This is a genomic window from Acinetobacter endophylla (genome assembly GCF_053543775.1).
Map to the genome: position 1 here is coordinate 2240 of NZ_JBLVOM010000320.1, position 21681 is coordinate 23920.

The 21681-nt window shown below is 40.5% G+C and carries 17 protein-coding genes and 5 pseudogenes; 21 read left to right on the plus strand and 1 reads right to left on the minus strand.

The window, feature by feature from the left end; all coding sequences use genetic code 11:
* From ACNPNW_RS19235 to ACNPNW_RS19330, 20 genes and pseudogenes are all read left to right on the plus strand, one after another.
* The coding region (locus tag ACNPNW_RS19235; protein ID WP_448767354.1) for a heavy metal translocating P-type ATPase at positions 1-1033 on the plus strand (1033 nt) is incomplete at its 5' end.
* A 260-nt stretch (positions 1034-1293) separates the two neighbouring features.
* Entirely contained in the window at positions 1294-1737 is a 444-nt protein-coding gene (locus tag ACNPNW_RS19240) for a hypothetical protein (protein WP_005248669.1), read from the plus strand.
* A 47-nt stretch (positions 1738-1784) separates the two neighbouring features.
* Entirely contained in the window at positions 1785-2984 is a 1200-nt protein-coding gene (locus tag ACNPNW_RS19245; RefSeq protein WP_005248670.1) for a TolC family protein, read from the plus strand.
* 11 nt (positions 2985-2995) lie between these two features.
* Positions 2996-4471: an efflux RND transporter periplasmic adaptor subunit gene (locus ACNPNW_RS19250; protein WP_044111958.1), complete on the plus strand. Its 1476-nt coding sequence runs from the start codon at positions 2996-2998 to the stop codon at positions 4469-4471.
* A 12-nt stretch (positions 4472-4483) separates the two neighbouring features.
* On the plus strand, positions 4484-7612 hold the full coding sequence (locus tag ACNPNW_RS19255) for an efflux RND transporter permease subunit (protein ID WP_098733169.1): 3129 nt from the start codon (positions 4484-4486) through the stop codon (positions 7610-7612).
* Positions 7613-7623: 11 nt separating this feature from the next.
* On the plus strand, positions 7624-7962 hold the full coding sequence (locus ACNPNW_RS19260; RefSeq protein ID WP_005403915.1) for a hypothetical protein: 339 nt from the start codon (positions 7624-7626) through the stop codon (positions 7960-7962).
* A 40-nt stretch (positions 7963-8002) separates the two neighbouring features.
* Positions 8003-8716, plus strand: a complete 714-nt coding sequence (locus ACNPNW_RS19265; protein ID WP_005248674.1) for a HupE/UreJ family protein — start codon at positions 8003-8005, stop codon at positions 8714-8716.
* 11 nt (positions 8717-8727) lie between these two features.
* Positions 8728-8944, plus strand: a pseudogene (locus ACNPNW_RS19270) (transmembrane anchor protein); the annotation flags it as partial.
* Between the two features lie 83 nt (positions 8945-9027).
* A pseudogene (locus ACNPNW_RS19275) lies at positions 9028-9366 on the plus strand (transmembrane anchor protein); the annotation flags it as partial.
* An 83-nt stretch (positions 9367-9449) separates the two neighbouring features.
* Positions 9450-10757, plus strand: coding sequence for an MFS transporter (locus ACNPNW_RS19280; protein WP_005248677.1), 1308 nt, complete (start codon positions 9450-9452; stop codon positions 10755-10757).
* Positions 10754-10885 (plus strand): annotated as a pseudogene (locus ACNPNW_RS19285) (DedA family protein); the annotation flags it as partial. The gene ACNPNW_RS19280 and the pseudogene ACNPNW_RS19285, both read left to right, overlap by 4 nt.
* 107 nt (positions 10886-10992) lie before the next feature.
* Positions 10993-11277 (plus strand): annotated as a pseudogene (locus tag ACNPNW_RS19290) (transposase); the annotation flags it as partial.
* A gap of 42 nt (positions 11278-11319) precedes the next feature.
* Complete coding sequence (locus ACNPNW_RS19295; RefSeq protein WP_005401806.1) at positions 11320-11571, plus strand: tryptophan synthase subunit alpha; 252 nt, start codon at positions 11320-11322, stop codon at positions 11569-11571.
* Between the two features lie 291 nt (positions 11572-11862).
* Positions 11863-12987 carry an ABC transporter ATP-binding protein gene (locus tag ACNPNW_RS19300; RefSeq protein ID WP_098733170.1) on the plus strand — a complete coding sequence of 375 codons (1125 nt, stop codon included), beginning with the start codon at positions 11863-11865 and terminating at the stop codon, positions 12985-12987.
* A gap of 21 nt (positions 12988-13008) precedes the next feature.
* On the plus strand, positions 13009-14025 hold the full coding sequence (locus tag ACNPNW_RS19305; RefSeq protein WP_044111962.1) for an extracellular solute-binding protein: 1017 nt from the start codon (positions 13009-13011) through the stop codon (positions 14023-14025).
* Positions 14026-14107: 82 nt separating this feature from the next.
* A complete protein-coding gene (locus ACNPNW_RS19310; protein ID WP_044111963.1) occupies positions 14108-15736 on the plus strand; it encodes an ABC transporter permease in 1629 nt (542 codons plus the stop codon).
* Positions 15737-15905: 169 nt separating this feature from the next.
* Positions 15906-16433 carry a helix-turn-helix domain-containing protein gene (locus ACNPNW_RS19315; protein WP_044111965.1) on the plus strand — a complete coding sequence of 176 codons (528 nt, stop codon included), beginning with the start codon at positions 15906-15908 and terminating at the stop codon, positions 16431-16433.
* Positions 16434-16562: 129 nt separating this feature from the next.
* Complete coding sequence (locus ACNPNW_RS19320) at positions 16563-16913, plus strand: transposase (RefSeq protein WP_080543940.1); 351 nt, start codon at positions 16563-16565, stop codon at positions 16911-16913.
* A 235-nt stretch (positions 16914-17148) separates the two neighbouring features.
* A protein-coding gene (locus tag ACNPNW_RS19325) for an IS4-like element ISAba33 family transposase (protein ID WP_125625403.1) occupies positions 17149-18239 on the plus strand; the annotation gives its coding sequence in 2 pieces (ribosomal slippage) (positions 17149-17689 and positions 17689-18239; 1092 coding nt in all).
* A gap of 196 nt (positions 18240-18435) precedes the next feature.
* Entirely contained in the window at positions 18436-20520 is a 2085-nt protein-coding gene (locus tag ACNPNW_RS19330; protein WP_044111966.1) for a TonB-dependent receptor family protein, read from the plus strand.
* A gap of 136 nt (positions 20521-20656) precedes the next feature.
* Here ACNPNW_RS19330 and ACNPNW_RS19335 read toward each other — a convergent pair.
* A pseudogene (locus ACNPNW_RS19335) lies at positions 20657-20950 on the minus strand (recombinase family protein); the annotation flags it as partial.
* A 63-nt stretch (positions 20951-21013) separates the two neighbouring features.
* On the opposite strand from ACNPNW_RS19335, the gene ACNPNW_RS19340 reads away from it, so the two are divergent.
* Positions 21014-21681: IS6-like element IS1008 family transposase (locus tag ACNPNW_RS19340; protein ID WP_270893151.1), on the plus strand; the 668-nt coding region annotated here is incomplete at its 3' end.

Sequence of the window (21681 nt, forward strand, 5' to 3'; positions counted from 1 at the left end):
GCGTGGTGCTGAAATGGGTGTTTTATTCCGTAAAGGGGAAGCTTTGCAGCTGCTCAAAGAAACTAAAGTGGTTGCTGTTGATAAAACAGGGACCCTGACTGAAGGGAAACCAATTTTAACCGATCTGCATGTCTTAGAAGGGTTTAAATACAATGCCGTACTTTCACTTATGGCAGCCGTTGAATCAAAGTCTGAGCATCCTATTGCTCGAGCAATTGTACAAGCCGCTATAGATAAGGAATTAATTCTGTCTCCTGTTGCTGATTTCAAGTCAGTCACGGGCTATGGAATAGAAGCAACGGTGTCTGAACATTTGGTTCATATTGGTGCAGATCGATATATGGAAAAACTAGGTTTGAATCCTAATGTTTTTTCTCAATTTTCGGATCGTTTGGGAGAAGAAGGAAAAACCCCTCTCTATGTTGCGATTGACCAGAAACTTGCTGCCATTATTGCTGTAGCAGATCCAATTAAAGAATCAACATTTGCTGCAATTGAAGCGTTACATCAGTTAGGTTTAAAGGTTGCCATGATTACAGGTGATAACCGTCATACAGCTCAAGCGATTGCAAAAAAACTAGGTATTGATGAGGTTATTGCTGAAGTCTTACCTGAAGGTAAAATAGAGGCCGTTAAAAAATTAAAAAATCAATATGGTAAACTCGCATATGTTGGAGATGGCATTAATGATGCCCCTGCACTTGCAGAAGCAGATATTGGTTTAGCAATAGGTACAGGTACAGACGTAGCTATTGAAGCTGCTGATGTGGTTTTGATGTCTGGCAACCTGAAAGGAGTGCCAAATGCTATCGCTTTAAGCAAAGCGACTATAACCAATATTCGTGAAAATTTATTTTGGGCATTTGTTTACAATGCAGCTCTGATTCCTATTGCAGCAGGTGTACTTTATCCGCAATTTGGACTGCTACTTTCTCCTGTATTTGCTGCTGGTGCAATGGCTCTCTCGTCAATATTTGTACTAGGAAATGCTTTACGATTAAAACGTTTTAAAGCCCCCCTTGCAATTATTTAACCATTTTTTATATACATTAAATTTGTTGCACAAAGATATAAATGCAAAGAGACCCTAATTAAGCCAAAACAACAGTACTGGGTAGTGAACAACATAATTCCAAAAAGCTGTTAAGGAATCAAACATTAGAGTACTTATCTTTGGTAGCTTACTCATACCTTTTTCTAAAAATAATACAAATAGTTTTTATCTTAGATAACAATTTACTTTTGAAGTTCTATTCAGTATGCTTTCTGCGAATCTCGAGATGATTTTTTCGTATGCCACATAATAAGTTCTCAAAACTTATTCTTGCGTTTGTCCTGTTTTTGTTTGCGATAACAACAACGGGAGCTTACACATGGGCGCCAGTTATAGCTAAAAATCTTGACCATCATCATGATGTGACTATCTCAGTTGAAACAGACAGTTCCAGCCAATGGTCTCTTATTCATCATGCTGAAGAGCAAGTCTTAGAAGATACTAAAAATCACAACTGGACCAGTTATGATGAAGCACCTTTTCATCATTCTACTAAGCCTATTCAAGCTGATGATCAAATTACAATTGATCCAGTTTTTCTCTTAAGTTTTTCCCTCCCGCTCATTCTGCTTTTCCTGAGTCTTTTTGAACGACCCGTTCGATCCTATGCACTTAGGAAAAGGATAGAATATCTTTGTAATTCCTATATATTTACAAAAGGTTTAATTGTTCTAAGAAATTGATTTTTCTGTACAAAAAATAATTTCCATTTTTTTGTATAGGTAAAGTCATGTCTAAAAAATATCAGATATTTCTTGCCTGTGGTTTAGTAGCAGCAACGACTCGATTATTTGCAGCATCTGATTACGTTCAGCTACAACAACAGGTAATTTCAAACGATTCAATTTTGAAGAGTTTGCAACAGTCTCAACACGCATATGCCATAAATCAGAAATATGCCGGTAGACTTAATAATCCTACGTTTAATCTTGAATTAGACAATTTAGGTAATTCAGACCTTAAAGATCTTGATGGGCCAACGACTATGATTGGTTTGTCCCAGGATATTCCTCTCAATAATAAACGCGCTTTGCGTAGGCAGTTGGCAGGGTTTCAAGGGAATAATAACCAATTTGAGGCATTGAAGCGTCAGGCTGAATTAAAAGCCGATTTCCGTGTTTGTATGTCAAATTGGTATGCGGCTTCAAAACGGGTAGAAATTTATTCTACCGAAAGCAAGATGAACGCGAGACAAGCCCATGTTCTGAATGAAAAATTGAAGTTTGGCAGAGTAATTCCATCTGATGTTCAATTGAGTTCAGCTTTATCGTCTGAATCAAAACTACGTTATCAGAACGAAGTGAAGAAAGTTCAATTTCAAAAAAATCTGTGTTCCAAATTCATATCTGTATTACCTGATCAAGCAATAGAAGTTCCTTTAAGCATTAACTTTGCGGATAAACTGAGCTTATCTGAACAAGAAGCCTTGCTTAAAACTCAACTGGCTAAAACCCAGTATGAATTAGCTAAAAAAGAAGCCGTGCCAGATATTACACTGGGTTTAGGGGTAAGGAACTATCAGGAGACCAATGATCAAGTTTTCTTAGTTTCTACATCTATTCCCCTATCTGTTTTTAATCGAAATAAGGGGAGCATTGCACTTGCACAAGCGGAGCAAGTACATGCAGAAACTCGTTCTATTCTCGTAAACCGTAACTCCAAAATTGAATTAGAAAATAAGTCTATTGAAGTATCGAACCTGATTGATTCGATCAAAAATTATGATCAGTCCATACTTCCTGCCACCAAAGAAAGTTTGAGAATTGCTGAAATGGGGTATCAGGCAGGAAAAATTTCTTTACTTGAATTCAATACTATTAAGCAAATTTGGTTGGATAAACATCTCGCTCGATTCGATTTGTGGTTGGCTTTGCAAAATCAAATTGCAGAGGTTGAACGAAATTATGTGACCAATTTAGATCAAGAATAAGGCCTGAAAATATGAATAAACCAACCAATACTTTAATTACTACAGGTGTTATCGCTTTATTAGTCGTTTTATGTGCAATCGCTTGGTACAAAACGGGTAATAAAGCCGAAACTTCAAGTCATAATGAGGTGACTGAAGAAAAAGTTGCTGTAGCAGGAGATGAAAAAGGCCCGCATGGGGGCCGTTTATATCGCGATGGTGATTTTGCTGCTGAAGTCAAAATCTTCGAGGAAGGGGTAGAGCCTCATTTACGGGTGTATGGCTACTTTAAAGATAAGCCATTAAAACCAGAAGAGATTAGTGCCAATATTTTTATCCAGCGTCTTGATGCAGAACAAACCATATCATTTAAGCCTGAAAGCGATTATCTGATTGGGAATGAAATTGTCTATGAGCCACATTCATTCTTGATGGTGATCAATGTTGATTATCAAGGTAAAAAACATACTTGGAAATGGGATACCAAAGAGGGACGAGTCACTATGCTTGATAGCAGTATCAAGAGCAGTGGTTTGGAACTTTTAAAAGTTGAACCCATGATGTTTGAAAATGCACTCGAACTCAAAGGTGAACTTAAATTTCCTGATAATTTTGAAGGCTTTATTACACCTAAAACGAGTGGAACATTAATAAAAACGTACCGTTCAATTGGCGATAAAGTGAATCAGGGGGATCTGTTAGCGACTGTGCAAAGTCAGGAGTTAATCCGTCTTAATGCGGAACGTACGCTTGCATTGGATACCTTACAATTTGCCCGTAAAAAGATGGAACAGGAACGAGTTTTATTTCAAAAGAAAGTTTCACCTGAAATTGACTACATCAATGCCAAACGTGAATTTGAAAATGCTCAGACTAGGGCCAATGAGCTGAATAGCTTAATCCGTTCCTATGGGGGGGCAGGTAATGGAACAATTGAAGTCAGAGCCGCAATGTCAGGTACGATTCTACAAGTGCTTGGTGCTGTTGGTTCTAATGTAACGCCATCATCTCCATTGTTCAAAATTGCCAATACATCTCAACTTATTGCTGTGGTTAATGTGCCTGCGGATCAACTGGATGCCATTAATCCAAATAATAAAGTAACTGTTAAGCCTCAAACTCAAACAGGCACAGAAGAAGCATTGGGGCGCATCAAATATATCAGTGACGTGATTGATCCAAAAACACGAACTGCGCAAGTTTTTATTGAAATTCCCAACCAGTTCAGATGGCGTTCAGGACAGTTAATCACTGCACAAATCTTTGAAAACCAGAGCATGAAACCGATGGTTGTCCGTGAAGATGCTTTGCAAAACTTCCGTGATTGGGATGTGGTGTTTATTCGTGTCGGGAATGACTTTGAAGCACGTCCTCTAGAGTTAGGCGATAAATTTAATGGTTTTGTTGAAGTTAAATCTGGTCTAAAAGCAGGGCAGATTTATGCAGCAGGTAATTCTTATTTATTAAAAGCAGAGCTGGGTAAATCTGGCGCTACTCATGATCATTAAGGAGTAGCGTTTATGTTTGACCAAATTGTAAAGCTCTCGATAAAGAATCGTTGGCTGGTACTGATCATTTTCCTATTCATAGGGGCATTTGGCGTTTACAACTATTTTAAACTGCCAATTGATGCTGTACCCGATATTACCAACGTACAAGTTCAAATTAACAGTGAGGCCCAGGGCTTATCTCCAACCGAGATGGAATCCCAGGTCACCTACCCCATTGAAACGGCTTTGGCTGGTATTCCTAATCTGGACTATACCCGATCAGTATCCAGATACGGCTTATCTCAAGTGACTGCGATTTTTAAGGAAGGCACGGACATTTACTTTGCCCGTCAGCTAGTGAATGAAAAGTTGCAAGGGGTTACACCAAGTCTTCCAGGAGGTATATCGACTTCTATGGGTCCTGTTTCTACAGGACTTGGCGAAATCTTCATGTACACGGTGGAAAATGCAAAAAACAACCCGACTCCACTTTCACCGACTGAATTGCGAACACTTCAGGATTGGGTGATCAAGCCTCAGCTTCGAAATGTCGAAGGTGTGAATGAAATCAATACGATTGGTGGCTATTTAAAACAATTTGTTGTACAGCCCGACTATGCGTATTTACGAAGTATTGGTCTAGATCAAAAGACTATTTTGGATGCTATTTCTAAAAATAGCATGAATAAAGGTTCAGGCTATATTGAGAAGAATGGTGAGCAGTACTTGATACGTTCTGATTCTCAAATCAGTTCGATTGAACAAATTCAGAATATTCCGATCACCACAAGCAGCGGTTACATTCTGCGTTTGAAAGATGTGGCAAAAATATCGATTGGTCACGAGTTACGTACAGGTGCAGCAACTAAAGATGGGCAAGAAATTGTCTTAGGTACTGCATTTATGCTGATTGGTGAAAACTCGCGAAATGTTGCTCATGCGGTAGATCAAAAGTTACAAAAAGTCCAAGAGTCATTGCCAGAAGGTGTTGAGGCAAAAGCAGTTTATAACCGTACAACCTTGGTTGATGCGACGATAGACACGGTGAAGAAAAACCTTCTAGAAGGTGCAATCCTCGTTATTGTCGTTCTTTTCTTATTTCTTGGACATTTCCGTGCAGCGCTCATCACTGCGATGGTGATTCCTTTATCAATGCTCATGACCATTACAGGCATGGTGAATCAACGAATCAGTGCAAACTTAATGAGTTTAGGTGCGCTAGATTTCGGGATCATTGTCGATGGTGCTGTGGTCATTGTTGAAGCTTCACTTGCAAAATTAGCGATGAAGCAGAAAGAATTAGGACGAATACTCACCCGTCAAGAACGATTCACGACGGTTTTTGAAGCGACTAAGGAATCACGAAAAGCCATTCTCTATGGTCAGTTGATCATCATCTTGGTGTATCTGCCTGTCATGACGCTTACTGGTGTTGAAGGCAAGATGTTTACACCGATGGCAGCTACAGTTGTTATGGCTCTCGTGGCTGCAATGGTTCTTTCGATTACTTTTGTTCCTGCAATGGTGGCTTTGGTCACGACAGGCGAAATTAAGGAAGAGGAATCGAAGATTGTTCATTTCATTAAGAAAGTTTATAGCCCAATTTTAGATTGGTCTTTGAGTCATCGTTATAAGCTGATCGCGTTCGTAGCAATTTTCTTTGTATTCAGTGCGAGTCTTTCAACTCGTTTAGGTTCCGAATTTATTCCCTCATTAGATGAAGGTGATGTGGCATTACATGCACTTCGAATTCCTGGAACTTCTTTAACTCAAGCTGTTGAAATGCAGTATGCGCTTGAAAAAGAAATCGTCAAAATTCCTGAAGTGAAAACCATGTTTGCCAAAGTGGGGACAGCTGAAATTGCGACTGACCCAGTTCCACCAAACGTCGCTGATAATTTTGTGATATTGAAACCACGTAGCGAATGGCCGAATCCTGACAAGGAAAAATCAGCTGTCGTTGCCGATATTGAACGTGTGGCAAAAGGCGTTTATGGCAACAACTATGAGTTCACTCAGCCGATTCAAATGCGTTTTAACGAACTGATTTCAGGTGTCCGTACAGATGTTGCAGTGAAGATTTATGGTGATGATTTAGATCAGTTGCTTGAATCTGCAAATGCTGCAGCGAAAATTTTAGAAGGTGTGAATGGAACAGCCGACTTAAAAGTTGAACAGATGAGTGGGCTTCCAATGGTCTCTGTTGAACTTAAAAAAGACATGATCGCCAACTACGGTCTTGATGCTGAAGATGTACAAAAGCAAGTATCCAGTCTGATTACGGGGCAAACAGCAGGTAAGGTTTTTGAGGGAGATCGTAAGTTCGATATTGTTGTGCGGATGGATCAAAACTCAGTAACTGACCTGGAAAAACTGTATCAAATTCCTGTCAGTTTGCCTGATGGTTCAAGTGTATTGTTGTCCGAATTGATTGAATTGAAGAATATTCAAGGACCCAACCAAATTTCTCGTGAAAATGGTAAACGTCGTATTGTGATCACGGCAAACGTGCGTGGTACTGATATCGGTAGTTACATTGCTGATGCACAATCAAAATTAAACTCTGATTTCCAAATGCCAGAAGGTTACTGGCTCACTTGGGGCGGTACTTTTGAACAAATGGAGTCAGCCTCTAATCGACTTATGATTGTTGTACCCATCGCTTTGATTTTGATATTTGCAATGATTTATATGGCCTTAGGCAATATCAGAAATAGTGTGCTGGTCTTTACTGGTGTGCCTTTTGCATTAACGGGTGGCGTCATTGCTTTAGCCCTCCGTGATATTCCTTTCTCTATCTCGGCTGCTGTTGGTTTTATTGCTTTATCGGGTGTTGCAGTACTCAATGGTTTGGTACTCGTATCGGCCATTCAGAGATTGCGTGATCAGGGTGAAGGGCTGATTGATGCAGTAAAACATGGTGCATTAGAACGTTTGCGGCCAGTGCTGATTACTGCACTGGTTGCCTCTTTGGGCTTTATCCCTATGGCTTTAAACGTGGGGATTGGTTCAGAAGTACAGCGTCCAATTGCAACCGTTGTTATAGGGGGAATTATTTCCTCAACGCTACTTACCTTGATTATTCTGCCCACCCTGTATGTTTGGTTTAACCAAGCTCTTCAGAAAAAATCTGACGATTTCGCTGAGCAGAAAGGGTAGAGAAGTTCAATATGATGGCAATAGTGCAAGATTCAAAAATGAGATATGTGATGATGTGGCTGGTTTGCATCATCAGTCTTGCACTATGTCTGCATTTTAACGAGCATGCGACTGAAAACCGCTTTCAAGAGCATGCCTATGTAGATGTGATTCATACTCATCATCATGAGGTAAATCAGCAACATTCACATCATCATCAAGATACCTATTACGAACATTTTTCTAATGTTGCATCTCTCAAAGAAATAGCACTCATCTTGCTTCTGTTAGGTGCGCAAATATTTGACCGTACGAAGAAATACGCTCTATTGCTTGCAAGTCGTATTTTTAAACCTCCAAAAAAATCATGAGTTTTTTGAACCATTTTTTAATTTTTGGAGTTTGATTTAGATGCAAATTATTGATTCACATTATGTGAAGCTCAAAACCTATTTAAAGCTGTTGATTGCTTTAGGTATGGTCTTGATAAGTCCTGCACTTTTTGCTCATGGAGTTGCAGAGGGTGACAAAGGCTATATACAGGAAATCTACGGTGTTCATGTGATCCCCTTTATTTATCTGGGCGCCAAACACATGGTTACAGGTTATGACCATTTATTATTTCTGGTCGGTATTATTTTCTTCTTATACCGTATGAAAGATATTGGTTTGTATGTCAGCCTGTTCGCCATCGGTCATTCAGTTACCATGCTGATAGGGGTGTATTACAACATTTCGATGAATGCATACATTATTGATGCAATCATTGGTTTTTCTATTGTTTATAAAGCTTTAGATAATTTAGGTGCTTATCAGCGCTGGTTTGGATTCCAGCCCAATACAAAAATTGCCACGCTGATTTTTGGTTTGATTCACGGCTTTGGTTTAGCTGTAAAAATTCAGGAATATGAAGTGCCAGATGATGGCCTGCTTGCGAATCTGATCTCATTCAACATCGGGGTCGAATTAGGGCAACTCATGGCATTAGCCATCATTTTACTGCTTATGACGATGTGGAGAAAAACTCCTTATTTCTTCAGAACAGCATATCAAAGCAATGTCTTCTTGATGTTCCTTGGTTTTCTACTTGTTGGCTACCAACTCACTGGCTTCATTACTCAATAAGGATCTAAATTATGTTTAACGCTGAAATTCCAAAAGATGTTGAATTACCCTCTTCAAAAAAACTGATCAAATCAACTGTTATTGCGGCGGTGAGCGCCATTGTTGTTCTTGTGACTTGGGTAATGCCAGCCGAATACGCTATTGACCCTACTGGTGTCGGTAAAGTTTTGGGTTTAACCAAAATGGGTGAAATTAAGCAATCTTTAGCGGCTGAATCAGTGAATGGTATGGGAGAGAGCTCTCAGATCCCTTCAGTAACTACTGCTAATAGTTCGGTTGCTCAGGCTGCTGTACCAGATGAGAGCTCAAATACAATGCCCGCTATTAAGAAAGAATCGATCTCTATCGAATTAAAACCTAACCAGGCAACCGAAGTTAAGTTGGCTATGCCCAAAGATGCAAGTGTAACCTTTGATTGGAAATCATCAGGTGGTGGTCTGAACTATGACACGCATGGTGATCCTGTAAATGCACCAAAAGATTTCTATCATGGATACGGTAAAGGTAAAAATGAAACTGAGCAATCTGGCACATTGACCGCTGCATTTGACGGAAAGCATGGCTGGTTCTGGCGAAACAGAACAGAAAATCCAGTGACTGTAACTTTGAATATTGAAGGTCATTTCAGTGAAATGAAAAAGGTCTTTTAATTTGTAAAATTCCAGATGAGGGCTAAGCCTCATCTGGAACCTGTATGGCATAAAAGTTAGGTTCTAAATAAGGAGTCCCTAAAATGCTAGAAGTATTAAAAAACACAACATATCGGCATTTGTTCTTAGCCCAAGTCATCGCTTTGATTGGTACTGGACTCATTACTATTGCTCTAGCTTTACAGGCTTATGACATCGCAAAAGAGCAAGCAGCCCAAGTCCTGGGTATTGCCTTGGCGATTAAAATGATTGCTTATATTAGTGTCGCACCCATTGCCTCCGCATTTGCAGAAAGATTACCGAGAAAAAAAGTTTTGGTAGGGTTGGATGTCATTCGAGCCTTAACCGCATTGTGTCTGCCTTTCGTGACTCAAATCTGGCAAATCTATATTTTGATCTTTATTCTTCAGTCTGCCTCAGCTGCTTTTACCCCCACATTTCAAGCCATGATTCCTGATGTATTGCCCATAGAAGAAGAGTATACAAACGCGCTGTCTCTATCACGATTGGCCTACGACCTAGAAAATATTATAAGTCCAATGCTGGCAGGCTTGTTACTCACTGTGATGAGTTATCACAACTTGTTTTTGGGAACTGTGGTTGGATTTATTGGTTCGGCACTATTTGTAGTCAGTGCAAAATTACCAAATGCGAAAATGCCGGAGTTTATCGGGGTATATAACCGAATCAAACAAGGCGCAAAAATATATTTCAGAACACCCCGCCTAAAAGCCTTACTCGCTTTAAATCTGGCTATTGCTTCAGCCAGTGCGGTTGTCATTGTCAATACGGTTTTTTTAGTTCAAACGACATTTGAATTAACTGAACAGGCGACTACTTGGGCATTTGGTTTATTTGGATTAGGCTCAATGCTTGCTGCATTTGCATTACCAAAAATATTAGATAAATTGAATGATAGAACTGTCATGCTTTCAGGCACTGTGGTTCTCGTCGTTGGATTGTTTAGCGGTTACTTTATTTCTGCCTATACTGGGCTATTAGCCCTCTGGTTTATATTAGGTATTGGTTATTCAGTTTCTCAAACACCAACCGGACGTCTTATTAGAAAGTCTGCATCAAGTGAAAATCGAACAGCGCTATTTGCAGCTCAATTTGCATTTTCACATGCCTGCTGGCTAATCACTTATCCATTAGTGGGCTGGTTAAGTACAAGCTTTGGAACGCTTATAACTTTTTTGCCTATGGCATTCATCGCCTTGGTATCAATAGTCGTCGCGTTTGTTATCTGGCCAAAAAACGATAATTTAGTTTTAGAACATACTCATCTTGATTTACCAGAAGATCACGAGCATTTATTGCAGCACAACTATAAAGGTAAGCATGAACATGAATTTATGATTGATAGCTATCACCAGCACTGGCCTAAATAGTGGCTTATATTTTTTTATTCTTAAGTGCATTTGGGGCAGCAACATTACTGCCTCTTCAATCAGAATCTGTATTGGCAGGAATGCTAATATTGGGAGAATATTCACCGGTTTTACTTATAGGTGTGGCGTAAGCGTCCGCTGAACACACCTTATGAATTCGTCCTATAAGCCTTAATTTGAGATGAATTAAAAGCATTAGTTAATCTATTATCAGAAAGAATTTGAGACCTCTTTTACATCTGGTCTAAAAGCAATCTATCAGACAAGCACAGAGGACAATGCATTAAAGTCCCTAGATATCTTGTGTGATCAATGGAATCAACAATATCCAAAAATTGGCGAATCTTGACAGGAAAATTGGGAAAATATACGAACGATCTTTAGCAATCCAGCTGAAATAGGTCATGTAATTTATACGAGGAATGCGATTGAATCGTTGAATAGCGTAATCCGCCATTCAGCTAAAAAGAGAAAGATCTTCTCTTCTAATAATTCAGTGAAAAAGGTCATTTACTTAGCTGTACTAGCTCAAACCTGATCTGACAGTTACCCATTTTTTATTGTGCCCTATCTCAGAGCACTCAGTGCTGGACAAACCGTACATCAGACAGTTGAGCTAGTGAAAGCAGTCCGTCTACAGGATGACACAACTCCGATTGTTTTCATGACCTATTTAAATCCGATCATGCAATATGGTTTCGAGAAACTGGTTGTGCATACCGAAAATCTGATTGATGGGATCCTGATTCTGGATGCACCCTATGAATATCGGGAACAATTTAAACTGCGATTAACTGAAAAAACATGCATTTAATCGCAATGACCGCACCAACTACCCTTGTTGAGAGGGTGAAATAAATCTCGGCAAGCGCGACAGAATTTTTATATCATGTTGCGGAAAATGGCCTCACCGGAGGCAATTTGAATCTACCCAATCTTGAAAAAAAGATCGCTGATAGGTGATCTGAACAGTCTTGATCAGTTTTCACCTGCGGCTAAAGATCAAAATGATCTAGAATTTTTATAAGCCAACTGATAAAAAGACTCTACATGAGAAAGATTATTAGTTATTATTTGTTAAAGAAAATAGCACGATGAGTTCAATATGAATGCCTATGCAGAACATTCAGCCAATGTCTTAACAATTTATAACTTAAGCAAGAAATTCGGCCCACGTTTTGCTGTCAATCAAGCGACATGGTCTGCAACAAGCGGACAAATCATTTGCTTACTCGGACATTCCGGTTGTGGTAAAACAACCATGCTACGTTTGATTGCAGGTATGGAAACCCCAACGAGTGGCTCGATTCAGCTTGAACACAACGTTTTATGGAATGAAGAACAACATATCCCTGCAGAAGCCCGCAATATTGGTCTGGTTTTTCAGGACTATGCACTTTTTCCGCACCTGAGTGTGCTGGAAAATGTGATGTTTGGACTTAAAAAGTTCCCTAAAAAGCAGCGACAGGAAATTGCTGAACAAGCCTTAAAACATGTATCCATGCATCATCACATGCACAGTTATCCATACACCTTATCGGGTGGTGAACAACAGCGTGTTGCTCTGGCGCGTGCGTTGGCACCTAAACCTCACGTGTTACTGATGGATGAACCTTTTTCTAATCTGGACCACCGCCTACGTGATCAGATCCGCCAAAGTACCATTGATCTTTTAATACAGACAGCGACTACGACGGTGATTGTCACGCATGATCCGGAAGAGGCTTTGCAGATTGCGGACCAGATTATCCTGATGCATCAAGGGCAAATTATTCAGATCGGGACACCTAAGCAACTCTATTTGCAGCCGTCTACTCTGTTTGCGGCACGTTATTTTTCTGCTTTGAATGAAATACCGGCCCAGCGTCTGGATCAGCAAATTAAAACAATTTTTGGTCAGGTCACAGTACCTAAAAATTTGGCAGATACTAAAGAATCGATTTCCTGCTGTTTCCGTCCACATCAAGTACAGGTGAGCCGAGAACCCGTCACAGATGCAGTCACAGCGAAAGTCCTTTCATCCAGCTTTATGGGGCATGCCTATCAGTTACGTCTGCAGCTTGCCTCTGATTCAACCATCATATTGGTGCAAGTTGACCATCAGCAGCATTTTTCTGCCAATCAACAGGTCTATGTGTCAGTCGATTTAGCAGCATGTTTTTTCTTTGCATCCAGTGACGACACAAGCATTGCCATCACATCTCAGCTTGAACAAGCCGTTCAGGTTTAAACTCTGTTAAGGAAATAAGAAATGAAACCACTCTCGAAAGTTTATCTTCTTTTAACTGGTCTGGTTGCCTTCAGTGGTAGTTGGGTACATGCAGCCGAAGTCAACCTATACACCACGCGCGAACCTGTTTTAATGCAGCCTTTGTTAAAAGAGTTTAGCCAAAAAACCGGCGTGAAAGTCAATACGGTTTTTATCAAGGACGGGTTACTGGAACGGGTTAAAGCTGAAGGCCGACGCTCCCCTGCAGATGTGATGCTCACTGTCGATTTTGGCAATCTGGTGGATCTGGTTGAAAGTGGTTTGACGCAGCGCGTAGACTCCAAAATCTTGAACAAGTCCATTCCGGGTAATTTACGTGCCGCAAATGGCCACTGGTATGCCTTATCGATGCGTGCACGTGCCGTGTATGTGTCCAAAGACCGTGTTCCTCTCAGCGCGATCAGCTATGAAGATTTGGCTAACCCAAAATGGAAAGGTAAGATCTGTATTCGTTCCGGCAGCCATCCTTACAACACCGGTTTAATTGCGGCCTATATTGCCCATCATGGCGAGAAAGAAGCTGAAACATGGTTACGCGGTGTCAAAGCCAATCTGGCACGTCCTGCAAGCGGTGGTGATCGTGATGTCGCCCGCGATATTCTCGGCAAGATTTGTGACATTGGGGTAGCAAATACCTATTATGTCGGCACCATGCGCACAGGCGATGCTGAGCAACAACGTTGGGGCAATGCCATTAATGTAGTCTTACCACGCTTTAAAAATGGCGGAACACACGTCAATGTTTCAGGTGCAGTCGTCTCGAAATATGCACCTAACCGTAAAGAAGCGGTACAACTGCTTGAGTTTTTAGCCTCAGACCATGCTCAGGCGATCTATGCGAAAAGCGACTTTGAATATCCAGTGAAACCTGGAGTTAAAATTGATCCGATTATTGCAAGCTTTGGCAAACTCAAGGTGGATTCTATTCGTTTAAGTGACATTGCCCGACACCGTAAAACCGCCAATCTGTTAGTTGACAAAGTACAGTTTAACCACTAAGTCTCGTTCGACTTACAGGGAGCAATTTACGCTTCCTGTAAGATCGACTTTGTTTCCACCTCTTATCACAGCTAAATCTTCAATGCCCAACAAGAAATTTGCATTTCGTCCGTTATTTTCGCTCAGTGGACTATTGACGCTGCTCGCCTGCTTACCCGTCCTGGCTTTAGTCTGGACAGCCCTGCAAGGTAATAGTGAGATTTGGCAACATCTGATCCGCTATGTTATTCCGCCAACACTGGTCGAAACATCCGTACTTTTACTAGGTGTTGGTGTATTGACTATCCTGATTGGCACAGGCAGTGCCTGGATTGTCACAGCCTATCAGTTTCGTGGTCGAGCATTTCTGGACTGGGCACTGCTCTTACCTCTGGCCGTCCCCACTTACATTATTGCCTATAGCTATATCGACATTCTGCATCCCATTGGTCCGGTTCAAAGCCTGTTCCGAGAGGGGCTGGGATTAGACATGCAACAGTTCTGGTTCCCCAATATCCGTTCGGTATGGGGAGGAATCTTTTTATTAAGTTTTGTCCTGTATCCTTATGTCTATTTAAGCACCCGTGCCATGTTTCTCATGCAGTCAGCCAGTCTGATTGAAGTTGCACGCAGCTTGGGACTAAAGCCGAATCAGGTCTTTTTACGAGTTGCAATGCCACTCGCACGACCAGCAATTGCCGTGGGCACCAGCCTGGTGTTAATGGAAACCATTAATGACATCGGTGCAACCGAGTTTCTGGGTATTAGAACACTTACGTTATCCATTTATTCAACCTGGATCAACCAGTCTGATCTGGCCAGTGCCGCGCAGATTGCCATTTTTATGCTGATGATCATTACCTTTTTAGTGATCGTAGAAAGGTTGGGACGACGCAAACAGCGTTATATGAACTCTGCTCAACGCAGTCGCCTGATGCCCGCTCAGCCCGTTACAGGAAGCAGAGCGCTCACCTTATTCGTGCTTGGGTTGATTCCCGTTACGATCGGCTTTTTGATCCCATTTAGCCATTTGCTGGTAGAGTCTTATAAACGTATTCAATATGCGGGTTTTTCTGAATATTTATTACAAGCTTCGATCAATACCCTTACCTTGGCCAGCATCGCGACGTTTATTACTATTCTGGTAGGTTTCTTCATTGTCAGCGCTGCACGATTTAGTCGAACTACATGGTTTAGCCGAATTTCAAGTTTAGGTTATGCCATTCCGGGGACGGTACTTGCCATTGGCCTGATGCTGTCGTTAGGTGCTCTCGATCATGCCGTGGCGGATTTTTTTGAATTCCAGCTTGGCATTTCTACCGGGCTACTCTTTTTGGGGACCAGTTTTACCTTGATCTACGTCTATGCGGTGCGTTTTCTAGCGATTTCAATTGGTAGCATAGAATCCGGATATAATCGGATCCATGCGGTTCTTGATGATGCTGCATGTAATTTAGGACAGAACAAACGGGATATTTTATGGCGCGTTCATTTCCCTCTTTTACGCCCCGCGATCATCTCGGCTGCATTATTGATCTTTGTAGACTGTATGAAAGAATTACCTGCCACACTCTTATTGAGGCCACTGAATATGGAAACGCTGGCCACACAGCTCTATGCGGAAGCCTCAAGAGGCACCTATGAAGATGGCGCAATCGCAGCTTTACTGATCGTATTGGTAGGCTTGATACCGGTGATTTTACTTGCTCGTATGAGTAAAAATAGCCGATAAGAAAATATTATAATGAAATTAAAGCATCTGTAAGTATAAGAAGAACTGATTAAACGGTTCTTCTTGATCAAAAACTTAAGCATTCCACTCATCAATAAAGATGTCTGTAATCTATAAAATAAAAAATTTTCTCTAATACCATTCAATCGAAATAAGCTAATATAGTTGTATGAGTAAAATATCTGCCTATCAATTAACTGATATTGATTTCATCGCACTGTCCAAAACAGAGTCGAATCCACGCACGCGGGTTCGACTCTTAATGCTCGCCCAAATGGCAAAAGGCGTTTCTCCTCAACAGGTTGCTGAACAGTTTGGCTTTAATCCCATTACTATACGCAAGTTGCGGCGTACCTTTCAGACTCAAGGCATCAATGGCCTGTATGATCGGGAAGGTCGAGGCCGCCATAGCCCGTTGTCAATCGAGCAAAAAGAACAACTCAAAACCGAGATCGTGGCTCTCCAGCAACAACGTGGCGGTGGCCGGGTCACTGCGGTAAACATTGCCGAACTCATTCAGCAGAAATTCAACGTGGTTTACAACCCTAATAGCTTGTACAAACTGTTAAAGCAGATTGGCATGAGCTGGGTATCAGGTCGCTCTGCCCACCCAGAAAAGAACGACGCTGCTCAAGCTGAATTTAAAAAAAAATTGCCAGCAAACTCAAAGAAATCCTTCCTGCATCTGCAGATTTAGCGAAAGTTGATTTATGGTTTCAAGATGAGTCAAGAGTAGGACAGCAAGGTTCGATCAGCCGTGTTTGGCATTACCGGGGTGAACGACCACGCCTGGTTCGTCAGCAGCAATTTGAGTACAGTTATATTTATGGTGCCATTTGCCCTGCCCGAGGAGTCTGTTGTGGATTGGTTCTCCCGAGAGCAAATATCGAAGGAATGCGTCTACATTTACAGGAGATTTCAGCACAAGTTCCTGAGGGGCATCATAGCTGTTGTGATCGTTGATGGCGCTGGCTGGCATCAAACGAGTCTCAACTTGACGAATGTCAGTTTATTAAAATTACCGCCATATTCACCTGAACTGAATCCGATGGAACAGGTGTGGCAGTGGTTAAAACAACTTTATTTATCAAACCGATGCTTTAAAGATTATACCGAGATTGTTGATGCTTGCTGCATGGCTTGGAACCAGTTTGCCAAACGAACCCAACTCATCTAATCGATTGGAACTCGCAAATGGGCTGAATGTTAGGTTATTTCAATGGAGTGGTATAATAATAATCTATGATTGCTATAGCATTTATTCGAATAGCATAGTGTGATCTTAAAGATGGATGCCTTTCTTGCAGTCAGGCAATTAATAAAACAAATTTAAAAAATCAGCTTTGTACACGACAAAAAAAGATAACTCATTGAAATAATGGCATAATACTTGTTTTCTGACGACGAATATGATGACACATTTCAATGAGTTACATCTCATCTTAAACAAATATCTAAAGTGGAACAAGTCACATGCAAAATGTTTTACACTGATTATGCTTGCATTAATTGTAAAACAGACATGTAATCTTTCTTCTGCATCTAAAGCCTTACCCATCAAGTGCTTACCACAATCATTTTATCGACGTATACAACGCTTCTTTGCAGATCAGTATTTCGATTATCGTCAAATTTCTCAGTTAATTTTCAATATATTTTCATTCGATAAAGTCCAATTAACTTTGGATAGAACTAATTGGAAATGGGGAAAACGAGATATCAATATCTTGATGTTAGCCATCGTCTATCGTGGAATAGCCATACCTATTGTTTGGACATTGCTCAATAAACGTGGAAATTCAGATACAAAAGAGCGTATTGCTTTGATTCAACGCTTTATCTCTATTTTTGGTAAAGACCGTATTGTGAATGTGTTCGCAGACAGAGAATTTATCGGTGAGAAATGGTTTACATGGTTAATTGAAAATGACATTAACTTTTGTATACGTGTTAAAAAAACTTTATTGTGACCAATCACTTAGCCAAGAATCATAAAATTAGTGATTTATTTCGTCATCTTCAAGTTGGTCAAACTGAATGTCGTAAACGACGTATTTGGGTTGGTCGAGTGAAACTGTATATTAGTGCGCTACGATTAGAAGATGGAGAACTTTTACTTGTTGTTTCTCCTATGTTTAATGCTTCTGCTATTCGTGATTATGCATTACGCTGGGAAATCGAAACGTTATTTAGTTGTCTCAAAGGACGTGGATTCAATCTTGAAAATACTCGTTTAACAGACCCTAGACGAGTCAAGAAATTGATAGCAGTGCTAGCTATCGGTTTCTGTTGGTGCTATTTAACAGGTGAATGGCAACATGATCGGAAAAAAGCGATAAAAATAAAGAAGCATGGACGACTTTCAGTAAGTTTATTTCGCTACGGTTTGGACTATGTTCAAATGGCTATTCTACGTTTGATTGGTTTTGGAAAAAAAGAAGAATTTAAGAAAGTGCTAGCAATTTTAAGAAAGAAAAAGCCTGATAGGACAAGGGTCCTATGAAATTTGTCGTGTACAGAGAAAATCAGAATAAATTTTAGAAAAACAATCGATTTTATTAAGATTCATTTCTTATAAAAGATAATCATTTTTAAAATATAAGTGATAATTGTTATTATTTGTGTTGCAATTTACTTGTTTTGTAAGTTAATTTATCTGCCAATCGATTGCCACCCCGATCTTTTAAATAGAGGTAAACATGGAAAAACGTTGCTTTTTGAAAAATCCAATCGTCATGAGCGGATTATTATTCAGTAGTTTTATACCTAATTTATATGCAGCCCCTGAGCAAGAACAAAAAAGTATGGTGTTGCCTATGATTCAGGTGATTGGCTCACAGGAGGACGCTGTTTCGAAGATTCCGGGGGCAGCGGTGATAGTAGACCAAGAGCAAATTAAACAAGTTATTCCGACATCTACAGAAGATATCTTAAAACGTGTTTCCGGTGTCTATGTGAAACCTGAGGAAGAGTCTGCTGTAGTTGCCAATATTGGTATGCGAGGTATCAGTTCAGCTGATTATAAAACTTTAATTTTAGAAGATGGTGTGCCTGTAGCTCCTGGTCTATTTGTTGGAAATGGTCGTTATTACAATCCACGTGTACAGCGCATGGATAGTATTGAAGTGATGAAAGGTTCTTCAGCTTTGCGTTATGGTCCACTGAACATTGGAGGGGTGATCAATTACCAGACTAAGCAACCGAAAGATGGTGCTCTGGTTGATGTATCGGTTGGCTCTTGGGATACGTATAAAACAACAGTTGAATTAGGAGGAAGTTCTCCAAACAAAGACAGTAAGGTTGGGGCAATTTTAAGCTGGGCAAAAAGTGACGGTTTCATGGACAAGGGCTATGAAATGAAAGATGCTGTCATTAAGGCGGGCACAGCAATTGGTGATAATCAATGGTTAGGTGTGAAATTCACCCATTATGAGAATGATGCCAACATCTCTTATCGCGGGCAGTTCCTGGGCGAATATCAAAATGAGAAAGAGAGCAACCCTGCACCAGATGACTGGTTCTTAACAGAACGTAATTCTTTCGATGTTAATCACCGCTGGAATATAAATGATGATATGGAACTGCAAACATTATTTTATTGGAGTGAAATGAATCGTGATTACTGGCGTTATGATGTTGACGGAGCTGCATCAAAAGCTGCAGGTCAGTGGATATATAAAGATACATTGAATGGCAATAATCGTGCATTTGAACGTATCGGTGCTGAAACCCGCTTAGTGACCAAACATACTTTATTCAATATTTCAAGTGAGGCAGAAGTTGGCTTACGCCTGATGAATGAAAAAATGGATGATGTCACCATTAAAGCCACTCGTGCAACGCCACGTACAGGCACGATCGATAAGGATGTTAAAGATTCTGCTAAAAGTGTCGCTTTCTATGCTCAAAACCGTTTAGATATTACCGACCAGCTGTCGGTGACACCGGGGGTTCGTATTGAACATTATGAGCAGCAACGTGAAGATAAGAAAAAGAGTGAGTTGGTTAAGACCTCAAATACGGAAGTGATGCCTGGACTTGGTATGACATTCCAGTTAGATCCAGCTGTACAGTTGTATGGTAGTGTCTATAAAGCATTTTCCCCAGCATTGAATGGTGACTCTCTCAGTGGCTTGCAAGACCAAAAATTGGATGCGGAAACTGCCGTGAGTTGGGAATTTGGTTTAAGAGGTCAACAAGATGCTTTGAGCTATGAAATGACTGCTTTCCGTATGGACTTTGATAATCAGATTATTCCAGCGAACAGTAATTCTGACTTTCAAAGTACAAATGGCGGTAAAACCTATAACCAAGGCCTAGAAGGCGCGGTTAATCTAGAATTGGACAACGGATTTGATGTATTCGCCAATCTGACTTGGGTAATAGATGCTCAGTTCAAGGGCGACCGTTATAATAAAAATGGTACGCTTAAATCAAGAGATGGCGATCGTGTTCCGTATACACCAGAGTGGATAGCAAACCTAGGTTTAGGTTATACCTATGCAGGTTTACGTACGCAGTTAAGCGCGAATTATACGGGTTCACAATTTACCGATGAATTGAATACAAAACCAATTGTAGAAAACACATCTGGTTTTTTCACGGGCAAAATCAATGGCTATACGACAGTTGATTTGACTACGCGTTATACGCTTAATGATCAAGTTGAATTCTATGGTGCCGTGAAAAACTTGGCGGACAAACGTTATATTGCAAGCTTGCGTCAGGGAATTTATGTAGGTCCAGAACGTTCGCTTGAAGCCGGCGTTCGTTATCGCTTCTAAATCATTCTTTCTTTTCTAAAATCGGTAGGTCATATTTATGGATTTTTAAAAATATGACCTATCATCAACGAGATTGAATATATAAAGTAATTGTAATAGCCCCCGATTTGTAGATACCTTTTGGTCCATCTAGTGACTAATTAATTTTTTTTAAATACCGATAAACTGCTTGTCGACTAATATCAAATGCTTTTGCCAGATCAACTTTGGATGAATACATCCCTTCATCCCAGGCTTGTTGTAACGCTTTGGCCTGATCGGGATTCAATTTATGGACACGACCTTTATATTTGCCCTGAGCTGCTGCGAGCCTGATACCTTCTTTCTGACGTTCTAAGATAATTTCTCGCTCAAATTGAGCAAAAGCTCCCATGAGCTGTAACATCAGATTATCCATCGGAGTGGCCTGAGCTGTGAAGGTAATATTTTCGGCACTGTTGCAAATAGGCTGACATGATAAGCTAAATATCTTATTTATTTCGAGATACAGCAGATGAATCCCTTCCACGGTCGGCACTTTCAAGGTGAAATCATTCTTTGGGCTGTTCGTTGGTATTGTAAATATGGCATCAGCTATCGTGAACTTCAAGAAATGCTCGCTGAACGAGGCATAAATGTGGATCACAGTACAATTTATCGTTGGGTTCAGCGTTATGCTCCAGAAATGGAAAAACGGTTACGCTGGTATTGGCGTAATCCTACAGATTTACATTCATGGCATATGGATGAGACTTATATCAAAGTGAAGGGGCGATGGACTTACCTGTATCGTGCAGTTGATCAACGGGGTCATACGATTGACTTTTACCTTTCCGCTAGACGGAACAGTAAATCAGCCTATAGTTTTCTAGGAAAGATCTTCAATACGGTGAAAAAATGGCAAATTCCACGGGTCATCAATACAGATAAAGCAGCGACCTATGGCCATGCTTTATCACGATTAAAGCGAGAAGGAAAATGTCCAGTAGATATTGAGCACAGGCAGATTAAGTATAAAAATAATGTCATTGAATGTGATCATGGTAAGTTAAAGCGAATCATCAGGGCCACATTAGGATTCAAATCTATGAAGACTGCTTATGCCACAATTAAAGGTATTGAAGTCATGCGTGCACTACGTAAAGGACAAGCATCGTCATTTTATTATGGTCAGCCTCAGGG